General features: G+C 33.4%; 16 protein-coding genes. 10 read left to right on the top strand and 6 right to left on the bottom strand.

Features of this window, described 5'->3' with window-relative positions; translation table 11 throughout:
- Positions 1-519 (top strand): YwhD family protein, encoded by a 519-nt coding sequence (locus J5Y03_RS07375; protein ID WP_209404138.1) that lies wholly within the window; start codon positions 1-3, stop codon positions 517-519.
- Between the two features lie 202 nt (positions 520-721).
- Here J5Y03_RS07375 and J5Y03_RS07380 read toward each other — a convergent pair whose 3' ends face one another.
- Positions 722-2,722 (bottom strand): transglycosylase domain-containing protein, encoded by a 2,001-nt coding sequence (locus J5Y03_RS07380; protein WP_209404140.1) that lies wholly within the window; start codon positions 2,720-2,722, stop codon positions 722-724.
- A 396-nt stretch (positions 2,723-3,118) separates the two neighbouring features.
- Here J5Y03_RS07380 and speE point away from each other — a divergent pair, with 396 nt between their 5' ends.
- The 3 genes from speE to J5Y03_RS07395 all read left to right on the top strand — a co-directional run bounded on the left by speE (position 3,119) and on the right by J5Y03_RS07395 (position 6,178).
- Positions 3,119-3,946 (top strand): spermidine synthase, encoded by an 828-nt coding sequence (gene speE, locus J5Y03_RS07385; protein WP_209404520.1) that lies wholly within the window; start codon positions 3,119-3,121, stop codon positions 3,944-3,946.
- Between the two features lie 12 nt (positions 3,947-3,958).
- The gene (gene speB / locus J5Y03_RS07390; protein ID WP_209404142.1) at positions 3,959-4,831 is read left to right on the top strand and encodes an agmatinase; all 873 of its coding nucleotides are present in this window, start codon (positions 3,959-3,961) and stop codon (positions 4,829-4,831) included.
- A gap of 366 nt (positions 4,832-5,197) precedes the next feature.
- A complete protein-coding gene (locus tag J5Y03_RS07395) occupies positions 5,198-6,178 on the top strand; it encodes a quinone oxidoreductase family protein (protein WP_209404144.1) in 981 nt (326 codons plus the stop codon).
- Between the two features lie 93 nt (positions 6,179-6,271).
- On the opposite strand, the gene J5Y03_RS07400 is transcribed toward J5Y03_RS07395, so the two are convergent.
- The 3 genes from J5Y03_RS07400 to J5Y03_RS07410 form a co-directional block, all read right to left on the bottom strand.
- Positions 6,272-8,860 carry a YfhO family protein gene (locus J5Y03_RS07400; protein WP_209404146.1) on the bottom strand — a complete coding sequence of 863 codons (2,589 nt, stop codon included), beginning with the start codon at positions 8,858-8,860 and terminating at the stop codon, positions 6,272-6,274.
- A gap of 134 nt (positions 8,861-8,994) precedes the next feature.
- On the bottom strand, positions 8,995-9,366 hold the full coding sequence (locus tag J5Y03_RS07405) for a GtrA family protein (protein WP_209404148.1): 372 nt from the start codon (positions 9,364-9,366) through the stop codon (positions 8,995-8,997).
- Complete coding sequence (locus J5Y03_RS07410) at positions 9,363-10,313, bottom strand: glycosyltransferase family 2 protein (RefSeq protein ID WP_209404150.1); 951 nt, start codon at positions 10,311-10,313, stop codon at positions 9,363-9,365. The genes J5Y03_RS07405 and J5Y03_RS07410 overlap by 4 nt, the downstream gene beginning before the upstream one ends.
- Positions 10,314-10,558: 245 nt before the next feature.
- Between J5Y03_RS07410 and J5Y03_RS07415 the strand changes: the two genes are divergently transcribed.
- Both J5Y03_RS07415 and argS read left to right on the top strand, forming a co-directional pair.
- On the top strand, positions 10,559-10,996 hold the full coding sequence (locus tag J5Y03_RS07415; protein WP_209404152.1) for a DUF1934 domain-containing protein: 438 nt from the start codon (positions 10,559-10,561) through the stop codon (positions 10,994-10,996).
- A complete protein-coding gene (gene argS, locus J5Y03_RS07420) occupies positions 10,993-12,663 on the top strand; it encodes an arginine--tRNA ligase (protein WP_209404154.1) in 1,671 nt (556 codons plus the stop codon). The genes J5Y03_RS07415 and argS overlap by 4 nt, the downstream gene beginning before the upstream one ends.
- A 41-nt stretch (positions 12,664-12,704) precedes the next feature.
- On the opposite strand, the gene J5Y03_RS07425 is transcribed toward argS, so the two are convergent.
- Positions 12,705-13,160, bottom strand: a complete 456-nt coding sequence (locus tag J5Y03_RS07425) for a GNAT family N-acetyltransferase (RefSeq protein ID WP_209404156.1) — start codon at positions 13,158-13,160, stop codon at positions 12,705-12,707.
- Between the two features lie 542 nt (positions 13,161-13,702).
- Between J5Y03_RS07425 and J5Y03_RS07430 the strand changes: the two genes are divergently transcribed.
- From J5Y03_RS07430 to J5Y03_RS07440, 3 genes are all read left to right on the top strand, one after another.
- Positions 13,703-15,079, top strand: coding sequence for a DUF5667 domain-containing protein (locus J5Y03_RS07430; protein WP_209404158.1), 1,377 nt, complete (start codon positions 13,703-13,705; stop codon positions 15,077-15,079).
- A 197-nt stretch (positions 15,080-15,276) separates the two neighbouring features.
- On the top strand, positions 15,277-16,008 hold the full coding sequence (gene sigI / locus J5Y03_RS07435) for an RNA polymerase sigma-I factor (RefSeq protein WP_322099558.1): 732 nt from the start codon (positions 15,277-15,279) through the stop codon (positions 16,006-16,008).
- Entirely contained in the window at positions 16,008-17,012 is a 1,005-nt protein-coding gene (locus tag J5Y03_RS07440) for an anti-sigma factor domain-containing protein (protein WP_209404160.1), read from the top strand. Before sigI ends, J5Y03_RS07440 begins: the two co-directional genes overlap by 1 nt.
- A 98-nt stretch (positions 17,013-17,110) precedes the next feature.
- On the opposite strand, the gene cls is transcribed toward J5Y03_RS07440, so the two are convergent.
- On the bottom strand, positions 17,111-18,304 hold the full coding sequence (gene cls / locus J5Y03_RS07445) for a cardiolipin synthase (protein ID WP_209404162.1): 1,194 nt from the start codon (positions 18,302-18,304) through the stop codon (positions 17,111-17,113).
- Positions 18,305-18,509: 205 nt separating this feature from the next.
- Between cls and J5Y03_RS07450 the strand changes: the two genes are divergently transcribed.
- A complete protein-coding gene (locus J5Y03_RS07450) occupies positions 18,510-20,627 on the top strand; it encodes a (Fe-S)-binding protein (RefSeq protein WP_209404164.1) in 2,118 nt (705 codons plus the stop codon).
- Positions 20,628-20,673 lie beyond the last annotated feature (46 nt).

A 20,673-nucleotide genomic window follows, 5' to 3' on the forward strand; every position in this document is an offset into this window, starting at 1 on the left:
ATGACAGAACAACCAAAGAAAAAATCATTAGGTTTTAACATTTTAAAAAATGATTCAACAAGTGGACATGGCGGATATGGTGTAGGAGCAATTAGCTTAGAGAATGTGTCACCTGTTTTTGTTGATATACAGGAAGAAGATGTTTTTGTTGATGTTGGTGCAATGCATGCACGTAGCGTCGTTGAAAAAGGAATAAAGTTTCTAACAAATGAAGAGGAAGTTCCAAACGGAAAACCATATTGGTTAGTATGGGTAGCAACGGAACGAAATGAGAGTGGCCCTTATTATGCTGGTGCTACAGGTTGCTATATGACAGTTGATCGTGAAGCAAGAAGAGGCTATAAATTGTTACATGAACACGTTAATCGTATGGATAAAGCAATGAAACGTCATATTATCGTAGATCATATGGATGAAAAATCAAAGGTTTTACTTGGGCAATTTTTAAAATCCCACAGTGAAGAGATGTGGAATAATTCAAAAGATGAGCTAAAACAAGCTTTAGGTTTGGAAAAATAATATGGAACTTCCCTCAGAGGGAGGTTGCCTTTTCACGGGGAAAACCTTTTTTGACAGCTATTAATTTGATTTGACAATTTTTTTGAAAAATTACGAAGAATCTTTTTACATTTTTCGCCAAATACAGTAAACTAAAGATAGCTTGGACAAGCTAAAACTAGGACAAACAAAAGACCTTACCTTTTTGGTGAGGTCTTTTGTTTTAGTGTAATAAATAAGCTTCATACCAAGCTTTTTTTGGCTTTTCTAGTTTTAATTTTTTCGTACATACTGACGAAGGAGCAGTTCCTTTTCGGAAATATAAATAAACTTTTTCACTGCATCCTTTTTGAAAAAGTAAACCTGTTTTGACATCAATTGCAATTTTTTCTACATTCTCTGATTTAGCAGTAAGGTCGCTAGAATCTTCAATTTGTTGAATGGTTTTAGCCCAAATTTGTTTTGCAATTTTTTGTTCAGAAGTAGTTAATTGTTTATTATGCTCATTTCCTACCCAGACACCAACAACAATTTTAGAATGAAAACCAATCATCCAACTATCCGTATTTGTGGTGCCTGACTTCCCATAATACGTTTTCGTTAATAATGGGATAATAGATGTTCCTGTTACAGAAGTATATTGAGAAAATGCCGGATTAAACATGCCGTGCAATAGCTCTTTTAAGATCATCACGTTTTCTTTAGATAGAACTTGTTTATTATTAATTTTCGTATCAGATAGTAATGAGCCATTGTTTTGTACAGCTCGCTTTATATACTGGATATTAACTGATTTCCCACCATTTGCAATCATTGCATAGGCACGTGTTAACTCTATTAGGTTAACAGAATTCGTACCAAGAGCTAGTGACGGCACTATTTTATTAGGGAATGGGAGTTGAAATGTTTTTAATGCATTCGTAAAAGCTTTTGCTCCAATGGCTTGCTGTGTTTTTACTGCATAAATGTTATCAGATACTGCAATTGCTTGAGCCATAGTGATTTGAGCGTTCGCATAATTATTTCCATTGTTTTTAGGGTGATAACTAGACCCATCCTGAAAGTAGAAAGTAGTTGGTTCGCTTTTTAAGCGAGTTGAAGGAGTATAGCCATTTTCTAATGCTGCGTAATACAAGAAGGGTTTTATGGCACTACCAGGCTGTCTTTTTGCATCGGTTGCGTAATTAAAATAAGACCCTCCCTCTGTTCGATTGCCCGCCATCCCTACAATCTCTCCGGTTTTACTATCCATAACAATTACACCTGATTGTAAACTAGGATATGGAGCTAGTTCACTCTTAACTGTTTTCTCGACAATATTTTGGATGTTGGTGTCAATTGTTGTATACAATGAAATCCCTTTTACGCGCCAACTTGGAGTGAATCGTTGACTAGCCTCTTTATTAGCTTCTTGCAAAAAATAGGAAGCAAAATTTAATTTTTGATTATTATTTTGCTTAAGAATGATTTTTTTAAAACTAGCTTGGCTAGCCTGTTGGGAAGAGATGACATGATATTTAACAAGTGAAGCTAGCAATTGTTCTTGTCTCTTTTTAACAAGTTTAAAAGACTGATATGGATCATATAAACTTGGGTTGGCTGGAATAGATAAAATAAACGATGTTTCTCCAAGTGTTAATTGATTCGCACGTTTATTAAAATAGAATTGTGAAGCAGCATCAATTCCGTAAACTCCATGCCCGAAATAGATTGTATTGAGGTAGGCTGAAAGTAAAGTATTTTTTGAATAGTGTTGTTCAAGGCGCATTGTTAAAAAAGCTTCAGTAATCTTTCGTTTCCACGTTTTTTCGGGTGATAAATAGAGATTTTTGGCAAGTTGTTGTGTAATTGTACTTGCACCCTGTTGTAATTTTAGATGAGAAAAATCTGTCCAAAGTGCTGCTCCTATTCTCTTAAAATCGAATCCATGATGTTTATAAAAATTTCGATCTTCAGATAGTAAAATGATATTAATGGCATATGGAGGTAAATCCCGTAACGAAACAATTTTACGATTTTGGCCAATCTTTGTAGTATCAAGAAAACGCCCATTTCGATCGTAATAAGTAGAATTTGTTTCCATAAATAATGAAGGTTTAGGAAGATAACTAGCAATAAGAAAGAGTGAACAAATAGTAGTAGTAAATAAAAATAACAGAAGTCCTATGCCAATAGAAGTTAATCTAACTTTTTTCCAATGATTAGACAACAATACTCTCTCCATATTACTCCCCCGTTCACTAGTTTTTACTAGTATGGTAGATTTATTTCTTTATTAAACAATTATTATCTAGAGAAATCTCGACAAAATCGAAAAGTGTAGTGAACTTGCTCAGCTCCGACAGACATTGGAGCAATAACCATGGGAAGTGTGGTTTTCACTTCACTTGGTTATTGTGAAATGGCCGAGGAGCTAGTTCACGTAACTAGACATAAAAAAAACTTGCATTTAAAAAGAATTACTCTATACTTTTTCTGTATGGCTATTTTTTGTTATGTCATATTAGCACAAATCTGATCGGAAAAAGGAAGAGTGGGGATACTAAAAGCACTCAATGAATTTATAACGGTCATTGGAAGTGTTTTACAATAATTCAAATGAGAAAGGTAGATGCATAACATGGAATTATGGTTTACTGAAAAACAAACAAAAAACTTTGGAATTACAGCAAAAATTAAACAAACTTTACATACAGAGCAAACTGAGTTTCAGAAGCTTGACATGGTAGAGACAGAAGAGTTTGGCAATATGCTTATTTTAGATGGCATGGTTATGACAACTCAAAAAGACGAGTTTGTTTATCATGAAATGGTAGCACACGTACCTTTATTTACTCATCCTAACCCTGAAAATGTTTTAGTTGTTGGTGGTGGCGATGGCGGTGTAATTCGTGAAGTTTTAAAACACCCAAGCGTAAAAAAGGCAACTCTTGTTGAAATCGATGGAAAAGTAATTGAATACTCTAAGAAATACTTACCTGAAATTGCAGGTAAATTAGAAGATCCACGAGTAGAAGTAAAAGTAGATGATGGCTTTATGCACATCGCACAAAGTGAAAATATCTATGATGTAATTATGGTAGATTCAACTGAACCAGTTGGACCTGCTGTTAACTTATTTACAAAAGGCTTCTATGCAGGTATTTCTAAAGCATTAAAAGAAGATGGTATCTTTGTTGCACAAACAGATAACCCATGGTTTACACCAGAATTAATTACTCAAGTACAACGTGATGTAAAAGAAATTTTCCCAATCACACGTTTATATATTGCAAACATCCCTACTTATCCAAGTGGAATGTGGACATTCACAATTGGTTCGAAAAAGCATGATCCACTTGAAGTAAGTGAAGATCGTTTCTTTGATATTGAAACAAAATACTACACTAAAGAGCTACACAAAGCAGCATTTGTTCTTCCTAAATTTGTAGCTGACTTAACGAAGTAAGGGGTGGCAAAAATGCGTTTTGATGAAACTTACTCAGGAAATGTATTTATTAAAAGTCATCCAAACTTTGAAGAAAGTAAAGCAGTTATTTACGGAATGCCAATGGATTGGACAGTAAGTTTCCGTCCTGGCTCTCGTTTTGGTCCTGGACGTATTCGTGAAGTATCTATTGGATTAGAAGAATACAGCCCATATCAAGATAAAGAGCTTGATGAAGTAAAATACTTCGATGCCGGTGATATTCCATTACCATTTGGAAATGCACAGCGTAGCATAGATATGATCGAGGAATACATTGATGGATTACTAGAAAAAGGGAAATTCCCTCTAGGACTTGGTGGAGAACATTTAGTATCTTGGCCAGTAATGAAAGCAATGTATAAAAAATATCCAGATTTAGCGATTATTCACTTCGATGCTCATACAGACTTACGTGATTCGTATGAAGGAGAACCACTTTCTCATTCAACACCAATTAAAAAAGTTTGTAATTTAATTGGACCAGAAAATGTTTACTCATTTGGTATTCGTTCTGGTATGAAGGAAGAGTTTGAGTGGGCTAAAGAAGTAGGAATGCACTTACATAAATTTGAAGTTCTTGAGCCATTAAAGAAAGAGTTACCTTCTTTAGCTGGCCGTCCAGTTTATGTAACAATTGATATTGATGTGTTAGACCCTGCTCATGCACCCGGTACAGGTACTTTAGAAGCTGGTGGAATCACTTCAAAAGAATTAATTGATAGCATTTTAGCGATTGCAAACAGTGATATTAACGTAGTTGGTGCAGATTTAGTAGAGGTTGCACCTGCTTATGATCACTCAGAACAAACTCAAGTTGCAGCAAGTAAATTTATTCGTGAAATTTTACTTGGCTGGGTAAAATAATTAAAAAGGTTGATTTGTATGTGTTTTGGCACATATAAATCAACCTTTTTTGTGTTGGTTCTTTTTTAATAGTTTGTTGTTTAAATATAACGTTGATTAAGAAGTTGATTGGAGAGGAAGGTGCGAGACTCCTGTGGGAGCAGCGGGACAGGTGAGACCCCGCAGGAGTGATAGCGACGAGGAGGCTCACCGCCCGCCCCAAGGAAAGCGAGTATCCTGGAGCGGAAATCAACTAACACCTTCTTTAATAGCAACAAAGTTTACGAAAACTGCCTTTGTTTTATGGAAATAAAGGGAAAGATATTTTCAATTTCTGTCGAATACTTATCAGTGAAATAGATAAATATGGGCTGAGGAGTGACTAATATGAAAGCAGTTGTTATAACCGAGTTTGGAAAACCTGAAGTGATGAAATATATTGATGTTGATCTACCTAAATTAACTTCTAAACAGGTATTAATTCGAGTAGAAAAAACGAGTGTTAATTTTGCAGACATTAAGTCACGATACGGAAAAAAAGGTAATGGTAATTTCCCGTTTATTCCTGGAATTGATGCTGCAGGTGTCATTGAAGAAATAGGTTCAGAAGTCAGGCACTTAAAAGTGGGACAGAGAGTGATTGCTTTCCCTTCTAAAGGTTCATACGCCAAATATATTGTTGCTGACGAGAATTTAACATTTGTGATACCAGATCACTTAGATTTTGATTTAGCAGCGGCTAGCCCGGTTGTTTCGTTTCTGTCGTATAAACTACTTGCAGATGTAGCAAGGATAGAACGAGGTGAAACAGTTCTTATTCATTCAGCGGCAGGGGGAGTGGGAACTACTGCTATTCAATTAGCGAAAATTTTAGGAGCGGATAAAGTAATCGGTACTGTAGGAAGTAAGAATAAGGTTAATTTTGCTTTAGATGCTGGTGCAGACCATGTTATTTGTTACGAGAGTGAGGATTTTTCAGATAAAGTAAATGAACTGACTGATGGAAAAGGTGCAAATATCATTTTAGATTCAATTTCAGGATGGGTTTCAGAAAGGAGTTTAGAATGTCTAGCTTCATATGGTCGTTTAGTTCATTTTGGTAATTCAAGTGGCGCGATAGGAAGATTTAAAACAACTGATTTCCATTCAAGTTGTAAGTCGGTGTTAGGATTTAGCTTAGGGACTACTAGAAAACAGCGTCCTGAACTTTTGAAGGAAACTGCAAAGCATGTGTTTCGATACTTAGCTGACGGTAGTTTAAAAATAAAAATTGGACATCATTTTCCTTTATCAGAAGCATCAAAAGCACATGAATTAGTTGAAAATAGATTAAGCACTGGAAAAGTTTTGCTAGATGTAAAAGAATAGGCTGGTAAGTACAGACAAAAGTTATTAAAATGCCCCAAAATCGTTAGTTGTTTCTAACAATTTTGGGGCATTATTATTCTCTATTAAATTCGTCTAGCTTGTTTTTACACCTTTACCCTTAGATTGAAAAAATAGATAAAAGATAAAAAGTAGTAAACTGATCACTGAGATATAAATTCCTAATTTTAGTTTTGGACTTGAATACTGTAATTCGACCATATTCCTTCCTTTCTGTAGTTCAATTCCTGATAGTCCGGTATAAACTTGTTTAATCTGTTTAGAATGTCCATTCACAACTGCTGACCAACCTTTGTCGTAAGGAACTAACAGAACTAAAGTACCTGGTTTCGTAACAGTAATATGGCCCTTTAAATAAGTCTCGTGAAACGTATCAAGCACAAAAGGATTTCGTTGTACTGTAGTAACGATATTATCCAATTTTTGATTGCTCATTTGATAAAATAATAAGTTATCAAGAACGGCTTTTGGTTTTTGCAGCCTTATTGATACTGTTAAAGAAGACTTTTGACTTGTCCCTAAAGGTAATACGTTATTAACATAAACAGATGGGAAATCTGCTACATACCGATTATTTTTAAATAATTTTGTATAGAAAAACGCTTTATTACGCGTATAAACATATAGCGATGAATTACGTTTTATTGGACTAATTAAAAAAGTGACAGAAGCAGGTTTATTTGCTCGTTTTTTTTCTATTACTAACTTTGAATGATTCTTTGAAATAACTACATTTTTCCTTGTAATGATTGTATATGGTAGTTTTACAAATTGATCATTTTTAAATTTAGGGGAAATGGTTTGGATTACTCTGTTCATAAAATGAAAAGGATTTTCCCCTTTGTAAGCATCAGTTACTGTATGAAGACTCATAAATCCAATTGGGAAAATTTTTTTATTTTCATACAAATTGTAATTTCCAAAAGTTTGTTCTTTTACAAATCCGTAATGATTGAAATGTCCGGTAGAATAGATGTATTTGATTCTAAATAACGCATCACTGAAAATAGTCCCCCCGCTATAAATAGACCACTTGTCTAAATAGGTAGAATAGCCAAAATGGTTCATCATTTGTACTAGATCTTGATTCATCAACGAACTGAAATGGTTTATGCCAGGTGTGTTCAATTTAAATGGGTCATTATATGAAAAAATAGGTGTAACAACTGTTCGATCAAAAGGCTCTATATTATCCTTTTCATGTTTCTGAAGTGAGTTAGCTACATCTGTATAGGATTGAACATAAACATTATCCTTAAATCCAATTTGATGATCTAGACGATGAAAAATAGAGTATGTATTAGCAGTAAGCTCAAAAAATACCGTAAATAATAGGACAATGTGAATTAAATAATGAAGTCTCTTAAATTTAATAAGTAAAATAAATAGCAATGCGTAGATCGTTAATAGACTGGAATTAATTAACAGCATAAAGCTCTTATTGTACAAGTGTAGAACTTTAGTTAATAAGATAAAGCAAGAAGCCATTAAAAATAGGTAAGACAAAAGTATGCTTCTTATCGATAGTCCATCGATCAGAGAAAAGGTTCTAATTGCCAACATAATAAATGTAAAAGAAATGACAAATGAATACCTAGTTGGAAACCAGTTAGGTAGATCTAGACCATGCCAAAGTAAGTCTAATGGTGGAAAGATAACTGAAAAAAGTAGAAAACCAACAAGTAATATAGTGATTATTTTTTCTCGTAGACAAATTAGTTTGTTGGAAAAATACAAGACAACTAAAAAAAGAATAAAAATACTTACATATAAATTGGCAGTACCTTGTTGATTTACCTTATCATATGTACCAATAAAGAATTTTCCAAATATCTGACAGTTGTTAAGTAGTCCTTCCAAATTAAATTGAAAGGCTTCTTTAAATGGTATTGGTTTATTTACGGTATGATGAAGTGCAGTTAACGTAGGAAGTAACATAAAAGATGCTAATCCCAAACTAAATAATGTACCTAATATAAATTTAGTTAGATACCCAATTAAATGATTTAGATGGTTTTTATTCAAAACTAGTTTGTATACGAAGTAAAGGAAAGTAAATACTCCAACCATATAAGCGATATAAAAGTTTGAAATTAAGACAAGAGTTAACGAAATGACAAAAAGAGCAATCGTTTTCCCGTTGAGAATATATTCAACTCCTATTAAGACGAGCGGTAAAAACAGTACGCCATCTAGCCACATAATATTAAAAAAATAAGTTGCAAGATAGGACATTAATCCATAACAAATGGAAAAAATAACTTTGCTAATTCGAGGTGCGTATTGAAAATAAGATAAGTATAAGAAGATAGTACAACTAGCTAAACCGATTTTAATCATAATTAAAATGGAAATACCAGTAATTAAATGGTTCTTTGAAAAGAATAAAATTAGAGGGGTAAAAATACTTCCTAAATAATAGCCATAAATACCAAAAAAGTTCATACCAAGCCCTGCAAGCCAACTAAATTGAAGACTTGCTGAACCTTTTGCAGCATGGTAGAAATAGTAAAAAAAATCGGTGTATTGATTTTTTAAATCAGAAATTAATAAAGTTTTATCTCCAAATGGAAAAATACCAATGAGAAAGGCTACTATTAAAAATGAACAAATAGGTAATAGAAACGTTATTAGTAAACTAATGGTATTTTTAATTAAGGTCATTGACTCGTACACACCTCATTAAATTTGTATAGTACTAGTTGATCTAAATAAAATAGTAACCTGGAGTAAATTTTATTATGTATAGAGGTTAATGTTAAAGTAATGGTCTAAAAGGTAGAAATTCATACTACCTTTTATGATTCACTTTTTAATATTTTACCTGAAAGAATAAAGGTAAATGGTATTGTAAAGAAAACAGAAATAATTGGAGAAATTAGTTCACTCAAATGGAAGAAATGAACAAAAATGTACAAAAATAAAGTAGACACTGTAATATTCACGACATATGTCAATGGAAATTGAATGAACTTTTTAAGTGTTGGTTTCGTTTTATATGTAAAATAAGAATTTAAATAAAAAGATCCAATCATGCTCAGAATAAATGCCGTCACATGAGAAGGAAGGTAATTCCATCCAATTAAACTGTTAAATAATAAATACAAAAGGTAATACGTACCTGTGTTTATACACCCAACAACCACAAATCGAACAAATTCTTTTATCATTTTTTAGCTACCTGCTCTAACATAGGGATTTCAACATTTGTTTCATCAATAATAAATTGAGGTCTTCTTTTTGTTTCGTAATAAATTCTTCCAATATATTCACCAATGACTCCAAGTGATATTAATTGAATACCACCTAAAAGTAAAATTGCTGAGATGGTTGTAAAGTAACCAGGTGTAGACTTGTGGCTAAAAGTAATTTGGAAGAAGGTACATAATATATACACAAGTCCTGCAATCATAACAAAAAGACCCAAGTAGATTAACATTCTGAGAGGTCTGTTATTAAAGGAAATTACTCCATCAATTCCATAATTGAGAAGACTTGAAAATGACCAGCTACTTTCCCCTTCATTACGTAAAACATTTTCATACTCAATTACTTTTGTTTTATAACCAATCCAAGAAAATAATCCTTTTGAAAAACGGTTATATTCTTGAAGACTAAGAAGTGAATTGACAGCTTTTCTGCTTAATAACCGAAAATCGCCAACTCCATCCGTTAATTCAATATCTACAAATTTATTCATTATTTTATAATATAATTTAGAAAATGCAGTACGAACGACTTTGTCTCCAGTACGATTTCTTTTTGCAATAACCTGATCAAAACCTTCGTTATAACCTTCTAGTAATTGAGGGATAAGTGAAGGAGGATGTTGAAGGTCTGCATCTAAAATAATCACTGCATCACCACTAGCATAGGTTAAGCCAGCAAGCATTCCAGCTTCTTTACCGAAATTTCGACTGAATGAAATATATTTAACTCGTTCATCTCGTAATGATATTGTTTGTAGCTTAACTAAAGTATTATCTTTACTACCGTCATTTACCAAAACAATTTCATATGTACAATCAATTGTTGAAAGTAGATTCGTTACTTCATCATAAAATTCTTGTATATTTTTTTCTTCGTTGTAACAAGGTACAACCAACGAAATTTTCACTTTATTCTAAACCTTCTTTCTGATTTTGTTGTTCATTCTAAAGGCGCATACAAAATTAGATTATACAAAAAAACTTTCGAAAATACTATATAAACATACTAACATTAGTATACTCAAACAAGAAATAATTCATTTAAAAACATTTTCTACTTTTTCATCTTTTGTTGATTGTATGGTAAAATGGGAAAAGACTATTTTTATGGGATTAGTGGTTGGTTGCCACGAAAAAAAGGACGTTGAGGAATATGAAAGAAAAATCCGGTATACCAGTCAGTATCGAGTTTCAAACGGTTATCAAAGATAATCGCGGTAGAGAAACAGTCAAATTTGATACAAACGGTCTTTGTTATAAAAAAGACGAGTTTACATATTTATTATTTGAAGAGAAGCATGAAGACCGTAAAGTGAAGGCTACAATGAAAATAGGACAAGGTGAGGTTACGATTATTCGAAATGGTGGAGTAACCATGCGTCATGTTTATCGAATAAATGAAACAACAGAAGGTAGCTATGGAAATGAATTAGGAGTATGGGTAACAAAGGCTCATACAAAAAAGATTCAATTTCTGATAACTGAGGGGCCATTAAAGGGAATTCTACAATTAGGTTATAAACTGTATGTTGGTGACGAAAGTGCTGGAAGCTATACGATCACTGTAAATATAAAGGAGGAGCTTAAATGAATACATTAGAGCAAGTGAAAAATCGATTAAAAGAAGAAATAGAAGCAGCAGTATTAAAAGCTAGTTTAGCAACAAAAGAAGAATTACCACAAGTTGTATTAGAAACTCCAAAAGATAAAACACATGGTGATTTTTCTACAAATATGGCGATGCAATTAGCGCGTGTTGCAAAAAAAGCGCCAAGAATGGTTGCAGAAGAATTAATTGCTGCTTTTGATCAATCAAAAGCAAGTATTCAAAAAGTTGAGATTGCTGGACCAGGTTTTATCAATTTTTACATGGATAACAGCTATTTAACAGATTTAATTCCTGCCATTATTAATGCAGGTGCTGACTACGGCCAAACAAATGTTGGACAAGGTGAAAAAATATTAGTTGAGTTCGTTTCAGCTAATCCTACAGGGGACTTACATTTAGGTCACGCACGTGGTGCTGCATTTGGTGATTCATTATGTAACATTCTTGCAAAAGGTGGTTATGAAGTAACTCGTGAATATTACATTAATGATGCTGGAAATCAAATTAACAATTTAGCACTTTCTGTGGAAGCACGTTATATGCAAGCTTTAGGTATGGAAAAAGAAATGCCAGCAGATGGATATCATGGTGCAGATATTATTGAAATTGGAAAAACATTAGCAAAAGAATTTGGCGATAAATTCGTAAACGAAGCAGAAGAAGTTCGTTATAAATTTTTCCGTGAATATGGATTAAAATTAGAAATGGAAAAATTACAACGTGATTTGAAAAACTTCCGTGTTGATTTTGATGTTTGGTATTCAGAAACATCTTTATATGAGAACGGAAAAGTTGTTGAAGCATTAGAAGATTTAAATAAGCGTGGAGAAACATATGAAGAAGAAGGAGCTACATGGTTCCGTTCAACAACATATGGTGATGATAAAGACCGCGTGTTAATTAAAAGTGATGGATCTTACACTTACTTAACACCTGATATTGCCTATCACCGTGATAAATTAAATCGTGGAGCGGATAAATTAATTGATATTCTTGGTGCTGACCATCATGGTTACATTCCACGTATGAAGGCTGCAATTCAAGCTCTTGGTTACAATGCTGATACACTTGAAGTTGAAATCATTCAAATGGTTCAATTGTACCAAGATGGTGAAAAAGTAAAAATGAGTAAGCGTACAGGTAAAGCAGTAACTTTACGTGATTTAATGGAAGAAGTAGGTATTGATGCAACTCGTTACTTCTTTGCAATGCGTGGATGTGACTCTCACTTAGATTTTGATATGGACTTAGCTGTTTCAAAATCAAATGAAAACCCAGTGTACTATTCTCAATATGCTCATGCTCGTGTATGTAGTATTTTACGTCAAGGTGAAGAAATGGGTATCGTATTTGATGGAAATGCTGATTTCACAAATGTTTCTTCAGAAAAAGAATTTGAATTACTGAAAAAATTAGGTGAGTTCCCAGCGGCTGTATCACTTGCTGCTCAAAAACGTACGCCTCACCACATCACAAATTACGTATTCGATTTAGCTGGTACTTTCCACAGCTTCTACAACGCAGAAAAAGTACTAGATCCGGAAAATGTAGAAAAATCAAAAGCACGTTTAGGCTTAATGAGAGCTGTTCAAATCACTCTTCAAAGTGCATTAGCATTAGTTGGTGTATCAGCTCCTGAAAAAATGTAATAGATTAATCAACCCTCTTGCCTTGCTGGGCAAGAGGTTTTTTATTTGCACGCTAATGTTTTTGAGCTCAAAACCTTCTTAAATACATGTTGTGACTTAGTGTGTTCAAACCCTATATTGTCATAAAATTTTAGTGTTTCTAACCTTTTTTCATTGGTTCGAACTCGTATTTCTTCAAATCCTAATGATATTGCCCAATCTTCACAATAGTTCACTAGCTTTTTACCGATACTTTGGCCCCTAAAATGACTATCAACAATTAATCCACCAATTTCTATGTACGGATGTGATTCAATTAAATAACGTGCATGGGCATGAACCCATCCTATAACTTTTCCTGTATATTCTGCTACATAAACAATATGATCTTCCTGAGCTAGAATTTTAATTAATCTTTCAATAATTTGATTTTCTTTAGCGGGATATCCTAATTGACTTGAAAGTTGTGCAATTACTAAACTATCATTTGCTGATGCTTTTCTAAAGGTAATCTCCATACCACACCTCATAATTGTTATTTAGTCTTAATTTCTCTTCAAATTCATCATCTCCTCTAAATTTCATGAAATAACAATTTGTCCTCTTGTTCAGAAAGAAGTTTTTAACCCTTTTCAATTGGTTTTGGCTACCCTGAAAATAACATCTAAAAGACATTCATTATAGAATGAATTCCTTATTTTCATGTGCCAAGTTGCAAATTTTATTAGCATGGGTGTCTCTTTTCTAAAAGATTGTTGCTTTTGAGATTTTTAATTGTAAAGACAGAGTTGATTACTACGGAAGGTGCGAGACTCCTGTGGGAATAGCGGGAAGGGTGAGACCCCGCAGGCTTGCCGAGGAGGCTCAGCTCACGCCCCACGGAAAGGGAGCATCCTGGAGTTGTAATCAACTAACACATTCTAAAATAGCAACAATGTATTCGAAAACAGCCTTTAATAAAAAAATGGAAAAAAACTAAAAAATTTTTAAAACGACCCCCTAAAAATGATAAGCACCTTCGAATAGTATAGTGAGAATAATTAACCAGGGGGATTTGAAAATGAAAAAACTTTTAGCAAAAAGTACGATAGCAGCATTGTTATTATCACAGGCAGGAATAGGAACTTCTGTATTCGCAGCAGAGAATGATACAACACAACCTACAGGTTCAACGAATAGTACAGAAGCACCTTCATTAGTTAAAGGAGATTTCTTTTATTTTGTAAAAACGACAATTGAAAACATTCAATTACTAGTAACAACAGATAAAGTAAAAGAGGCGAAATTACTAGCTGAATTTGCACAGGAACGTATTGCTGAAGCAAATGAATTAATGAAGGAAGGTAAAGAAGATCTTGCAAAGCAAACGTTACAACAAGCGATAGAGCAAATGAAAGATGCTCAAGATAAAGTTGGTACGGGAACACAAGAAAATACAACAACACAAACAAATACAACAACACAAACAAATACAACAACACAAACAAATAACCAAGAAACAAATACATCAACACAAACAAATAACCAAACAACAAATACATCAACAACACAAGGAACGGTTGCTACAAATGATGGACAACCAGTAGATGGTACAACATCAACAGCAACAGCAACAGGTGTAAACAATACTAATCAGTCAACAACTACAACACCATCAGACACAACTAATAACAGTACTAGTCAGACTACAACTGAAACTACTACTAAAGATGATGACTCTAAAAAAGAAGAAAACTCAGAAGAGCAAGACCACCAACATAAAAACCATAAATCAAAAGAAGATAAAGAAATCGAGAAAATTCAATTACATATCAGCAACAATCTTTTAGCTTTATCAAATGTGTTGGATAAAATTAAAAACCCAAAAGCAAAAGCAGCAATTGTTAGAAATATTGAAAAGAGCTTTGGTAAACTGATAGATCAATTAAATCATCTTGAAAAATTACAAGCAAATAAAGAAAATAAGCCAGTGGTAACTCAACCGATCGTAATTGTTCAATACCCTAGCCAAAATACAACGGTAGACCAACCGGTAGATACTGGTCAAAATAATACAACAACTAATACAACGGGAAATGGAGCTACAAATGACAGTACAAATGATTCAACAAAATCTAAAGTATCAACTGAAGAGCCTAAAGATGATCAAGAGAAAGAAAACGAGGCAGATGGCCAAGAGCAAAAAGTAAAGCCTAATGTTGTGAAACATGTTGAAAAAGAAAAACATAAAGAAGAAAAAGAAAAAAGAGAGCATCAAGATAAACAAAATTTTGATAAACCAGAACATGAAAAAGATCATAAAGAAAAAGAGCACAATGACCATAAAGGAAATGGGGATCAAGGTGAAAATGAAAACCACCATGGACACAAAGAAGATGGTCAAGGTAAACACAAAAACAAACATGAAGATGATCAAGGTGAAAATGATAACGAGTAAAATTGGATAATTTTTCTATAAAATTCTTCCTATCTATTCAAGTATAATGAAATAGTACGATAAATGAGTAATTGAAAAGAGCTGTTCTAGAAGAAGGTTTCTCAATCATAGGCAATGAACTGTTGTTGGTGATTGAGAAAGGGATAACCTTTCTTTTGGAACAGCTCATCATTCTATTGTGGAAAGGAGATGATGCGGTGTTATTGGCTATTTTCCAAACGTTGTTTCAAAAGAAAAATAAAGTAGAGGACATAGTTTATGCTATTCAAGCTGGTAACGAAGAACAGTTAAATCATTTTCTTAGGCAATATGAACCTTTCATATTAAAAATTACATCAAAGGTTTGTAGGCGGTTTATTACAAAACAAGATGATGAGTTTAGTGTAGCTTTACATGCTTTTCATGAATCAATTCAATCTTATTCATATAAAAAGGGCTCATCATTTTTATCGTTTGCTTCATTAGTTGTAAAACGAAGAATCATAGATTATATTCGCGAAGAGTCAAAACACCGTTTTTTAGCTCTTGATGAAGGAATAGATGAGATAGATAACTCAAAAACTGATTACAGCTCCTACGAAACGTATTGCAAAAGTATAGATAATTTGAATAGAAAAGAAGAAATAAAACATTATAGTCAGTTATTAAGACAATTCGGTTTATCTTTCAGTGAATTAGTAAATGTTTCACCTAAGCACATAGATACAAGAAACCAGCTTTATAAAATAGTACATACATTTATATTACAAGAAGAAATGGTAGCTTATTTATTTAAAAAGAAGAAGCTGCCGATTAAACAAATGGAAGAAATGACAACGGTTAGTCGAAAAACACTGGAAAAACATCGGAAATATATTATTGCACTTAGTATTGTATTTCTAAATGATTTTCCATATTTACAATCTTTTTTAAAAAGGGGGAATAGCTGATGATCAATGGATTGGTTTTAGAAATAAAGAAGAAAAAACTGATTGTTCTTACCTCTAGTGGTGAGTATTTGACGTGTAAAAAGCCAAATAGTCCGGTAGAAATTGGACAAGAAATCAGTCTCCCCCTTTCAGAAATTATTAATGACAAAACTTTTAGGATTCAATTACCGAAATTGTATGGAGTCATAATAGCTTGTGCAATGATTTTATTTGCAATCTTTGGGTATAATTTAAATTCTGACCAAGCCATGGCAGCGGCTTATGTAACAATAAATTCTAACGCTAAAGTGAAGGCAACAGTTAATAAATATTTAGAAGTTATTGATGTGAAATACATGGATGAAACCGGAGAGTCGGTTGTTCAAGATTTGAAGGGATGGAAGCATAAATCGATTAAGTCTGTCGTTACAGAAATAATCAAAATATCGAACAAGAAAAACTTCCTACAAACAAATGACACCGTTACGATTGAAACCAAAATGAAAAAAAGTGTTGATAAGACACGTGAAAAATTAGAACATCAGTTAAATGAGGTTCAATTGGAAAATAGGAATTATAAAATAAATGTTAATAAACTTACTCATAATGATGTCCCTGTTAAGAAAAATCACGATGAAATGAATTTGAAGCAAAATACTCCAGAAAAGAATGAACCTCATAAGGAAAAACTAGTAGAAAGTAATTTTATGGCAAAAAGTTTCTCGAATAATAAGTGCCGGGCAAAGAAAGTAGAGAGTCACTCACAACGGAAAATAACGAAAAGTGTTCAAAATGAAAAGAAAAAACCATCTGTACATAAAGATGAACATAACAACCATTCTGTAAAAGTAAATATGACTTATGAGTATAATAAAAAAATAAAAAGCTTAAATGATAACCAGTTTAAATATAAATACGACCATAAACATCATAAAGAATACGAACACCATAAATTTAACAAAGAAAAATCACACAAAGATAAAGAGAAAAACCAAGATAATCAAGACCAAGATGAAGATCAATAAAGTGAACCTTCCATCCCCGAGGTCTTACTGCCCGTTAATCGGGATAAATAGTAAGGTGTCCTGTTACATAAGTGACAGGACACCTTTTTAACTAATCTTCACATTAGTGGAGAAAGAATCATTGAGATAAACCTCCGTACCCTCCACATAAATGTAGTATTTTTATAATGCGATATAGGGTAGGATTTAGAACATCCAAGATCTTTTTTTAAAATCTCTTTTATACAGCGAATAAAGGAAGGACTTGAGAAAATACAACTCCACTCATCATTAATACAAAAGCTCCTACGATCAAAGTTAACTGATCCTATATCACAATATAATTCATCGATTAATAATACTTTTGCATGAAAAAAGCCTTTTTGGTAATGAAAAACCTTGCCTCCAGCTTCGATTATATTCAGTAAATGGGGAAAAGAGGCTTCTTTTACCAAACGATGATCCTCTTTTTCTGGAACAATTACACTCACCTTAACGCCTCGGTTTAGGGCATCTAGCAAAGTGTTCAATACTTTTTTCGTTGGAATAAAGTAAGGAGTTCCTATATAAATGTCACTTTTAGCTTTTTGAATCAATTCAAAATATAACTCTTCAATACAAGTAAAATCAGATGAATAAAAGTGGTGATAAATCTCTCCTTTTGGTAGTTCATCACTTTTGATAAGTGGAAAATCGTTTCCTCCAGTACGTTTCCAGTCAATTAGAAACTGTGCTTGTAAATCAATTACCCCTTCACCAGTCATCCGAATATGATAATCTCGCCAATACCCTAGTTCTTCGTTAAAGCCAATGTATTCCTTGCCAATGTTATATCCACCAAAGTAGCCAATTTTATGATCAATAACGGTAATTTTTCGATGATTTCGATGCTGCATACGATAAAAGGCGAAAGGAAAACCAATTTTTCGGCTGAATAGAACTTCAACACCATTTTCACGTAATTTTTTCATACGGTTTCGTTTTAACCCAAAACTACCAATCCAATCTACGAGAAGTTTAACCTGTACTCCTTCATGCGCTTTTTTTTCAAGAAGCGATAAAAATTGTTCGCTTGTTTGGTCATTCCGTACGATATAAAAAAGCATGTTGATACTTGTAGAAGCCTCTTTCAGATCATTTAAGAGATCGTTATATAAAAGTTTACCCTCAGTAATAACCGTTGCTTCACTATTTCGGACTTGGAAAGGACATTCTTCACTCCGTTTATGAAAGAATTTGAAGCCAAAATAGAGATCAAATGCAATAAGAACAAAAAGAATCATAACGGTAATTAGGATTGAAACAAAAACCATATGATAAACTCCTTTAAGCGTCTGGGTGTAAATAGTATTGCCATATCAACGGTTGAATATGAAAAAGGATATAATTAATGCAAAAACTATTGACTGAATATTCATTCATTATATAATAAAAGTATGTATATTTAGAAAATTAACAAGTTTATAAATTTTTCAAAAATGTATGCGTTTTATTTTTAACTGAAGAGGGGGATTCACCATGAGGGATACTCTTTTGCTATTTAATGCAATAGGGTTTTTAGCTGTAACAGGATATGCTGTCTATTTATTCGTTTACCTCATAACAACTAGACTTGCGTACATTCGATTAGGTAAAAAAGAAGAGTTTAACAAGAGTTTGAGTGAACGTTTTAATAAAATTTGGGTAAATGTGTTTGGACAAAAGAAACTATTGAAAGATAAGAAAAGTGGATTTATCCATGTTCTTTTTTTCTATGGATTTATTTTAGTTCAGTTTGGTGCGATTGATTTTATTATTAGGGGATTGTCACCAGGTGCGCATTTACCGTTTGGCCCATTATATGGTGCATTTACATTCTTCCAGGAGATTGTTGCAATTCTAATATTAGTAGCAGTGGTTTGGGCATTTTATCGCCGTTACATAGAAAAGCTTGTTCGTTTAAAACGTGGATGGAAAAATGGACTTGTTTTAATTTTTATTGGCTTATTAATGCTTTCTACTTTATTTGGAAATGCCATGGGACTCATTTGGGATGGGGAAGGCACTAGTCTGCATGAGCCAATCGCATCATTGATTTCAACAATCTTTGGTGGAATCGGAGAGCCAGCAGCTATTGTGCTATTTTATATTGCTTGGTGGATTCATTTATGTACGTTATTAACATTTTTAGTGTATGTTCCACAATCAAAGCACGCTCATTTAATTGCAGGTCCAGCGAATGTGTTCTTCAATCGTTTAGGAAAACCTGGTAAATTAGAAAAAATTGATTTTGAAGACGAAACACAAGAAACTTTTGGGGTTGGGAAAATTACTGATTTCCGCCAAACACAGTTAATTGACTTATATGCTTGCGTAGAGTGCGGACGTTGTACAAATATGTGTCCAGCTACTGGAACAGGAAAAATGCTATCACCAATGGATTTAATTTTAAAATTACGTGATCATTTAACGTTTACTGGTGCTGCCGTAACTTCTCGTGCACCATGGGTACCAACTGTTGCGTTTGCTAATACAAAAGGAAACCAAATTGCATTTGCGGCGCAAGGTAAGGGGCAAGAAGAAACTGCAGCGACTGCGTTTGATTATAGTCCAAATTTAATTGGTGAAGTAATTACTGAAGAAGAACTTTGGGCATGTACAACTTGTCGTAACTGTGAAGATCAATGTCCAGTAATGAATGAACATGTTGATAAAATTATTGATCTACGCCGTTATCTAGTTTTAACAGAAGGAAAAATGCAACCTGATGCTCAGCGTGCGATTACAAATATTGAAAGACAAGGAAATCCTTGGGGATTAAATCGTAAAGACCGTGAAAACTGGAGAGAGCTTGACGAAAGTATTCATATTCCTACTGTAAAAGAAGCGCAAAAAGCAGGAGAAGAATTCGAGTACTTATTCTGGGTAGGGTCAATGGGATCTTATGATAACCGTAGTCAAAAAATTGCTCTAGCATTTGCAAAATTGATGAATAAAGCGGGAATTAAATTTGCCATTCTTGGAAACAAAGAAAAGAATTCAGGAGACACTCCACGTAGGCTTGGCCAAGAGTTCCTTTTCCAAGAGCTTGCGAATAATAATATTGCAGAAATTGAAAAAGCTGGGGTTAGTAAGCTAGTTACAATTGACCCACACGCTTACAATATTTTCAAAAATGAATACCCAGACTTTGGGTTGGAAATTGAGGTTTATCATCATACTGAATTATTAGCTAAGTGGGTGAAGGACGGGTTATTATATCCTTCACATGAGATTGACCAAGTTATTACGTACCATGATTCTTGTTATTTAGGTCGCTATAATGAAGTATATGAAGCGCCACGAGAAATTCTTAGAGCGATTCCAGGCGTTAAATTAGTAGAGATGGAGCGTAATCGCGAAACTGGGATGTGCTGTGGAGCAGGCGGAGGACTAATGTGGATGGAAGAACATGTCGGAAACCGTATTAATGTTACACGTACTGAACAAGCACTTGCAGTTAGTCCTACGGTTATTGGAACAGGCTGTCCATACTGTTTAACAATGTTATCAGATGGCACAAAAGCTAAAGAAGTAGAGGAAAATGTTCAAACATTAGATATTGCTGAACTTCTGGAACTATCTATATTTGGTAAAAAAGATACTCAAGCATCGTAAGTTCTAAAAAAATATAGTCAACATAAAGTTAATAGCAATAAGGTGT

Origin of the sequence: Gottfriedia endophytica (assembly GCF_017814275.1) — a bacterium.
Taxonomy (GTDB): domain Bacteria; phylum Bacillota; class Bacilli; order Bacillales; family Bacillaceae_G; genus Gottfriedia; species Gottfriedia endophytica.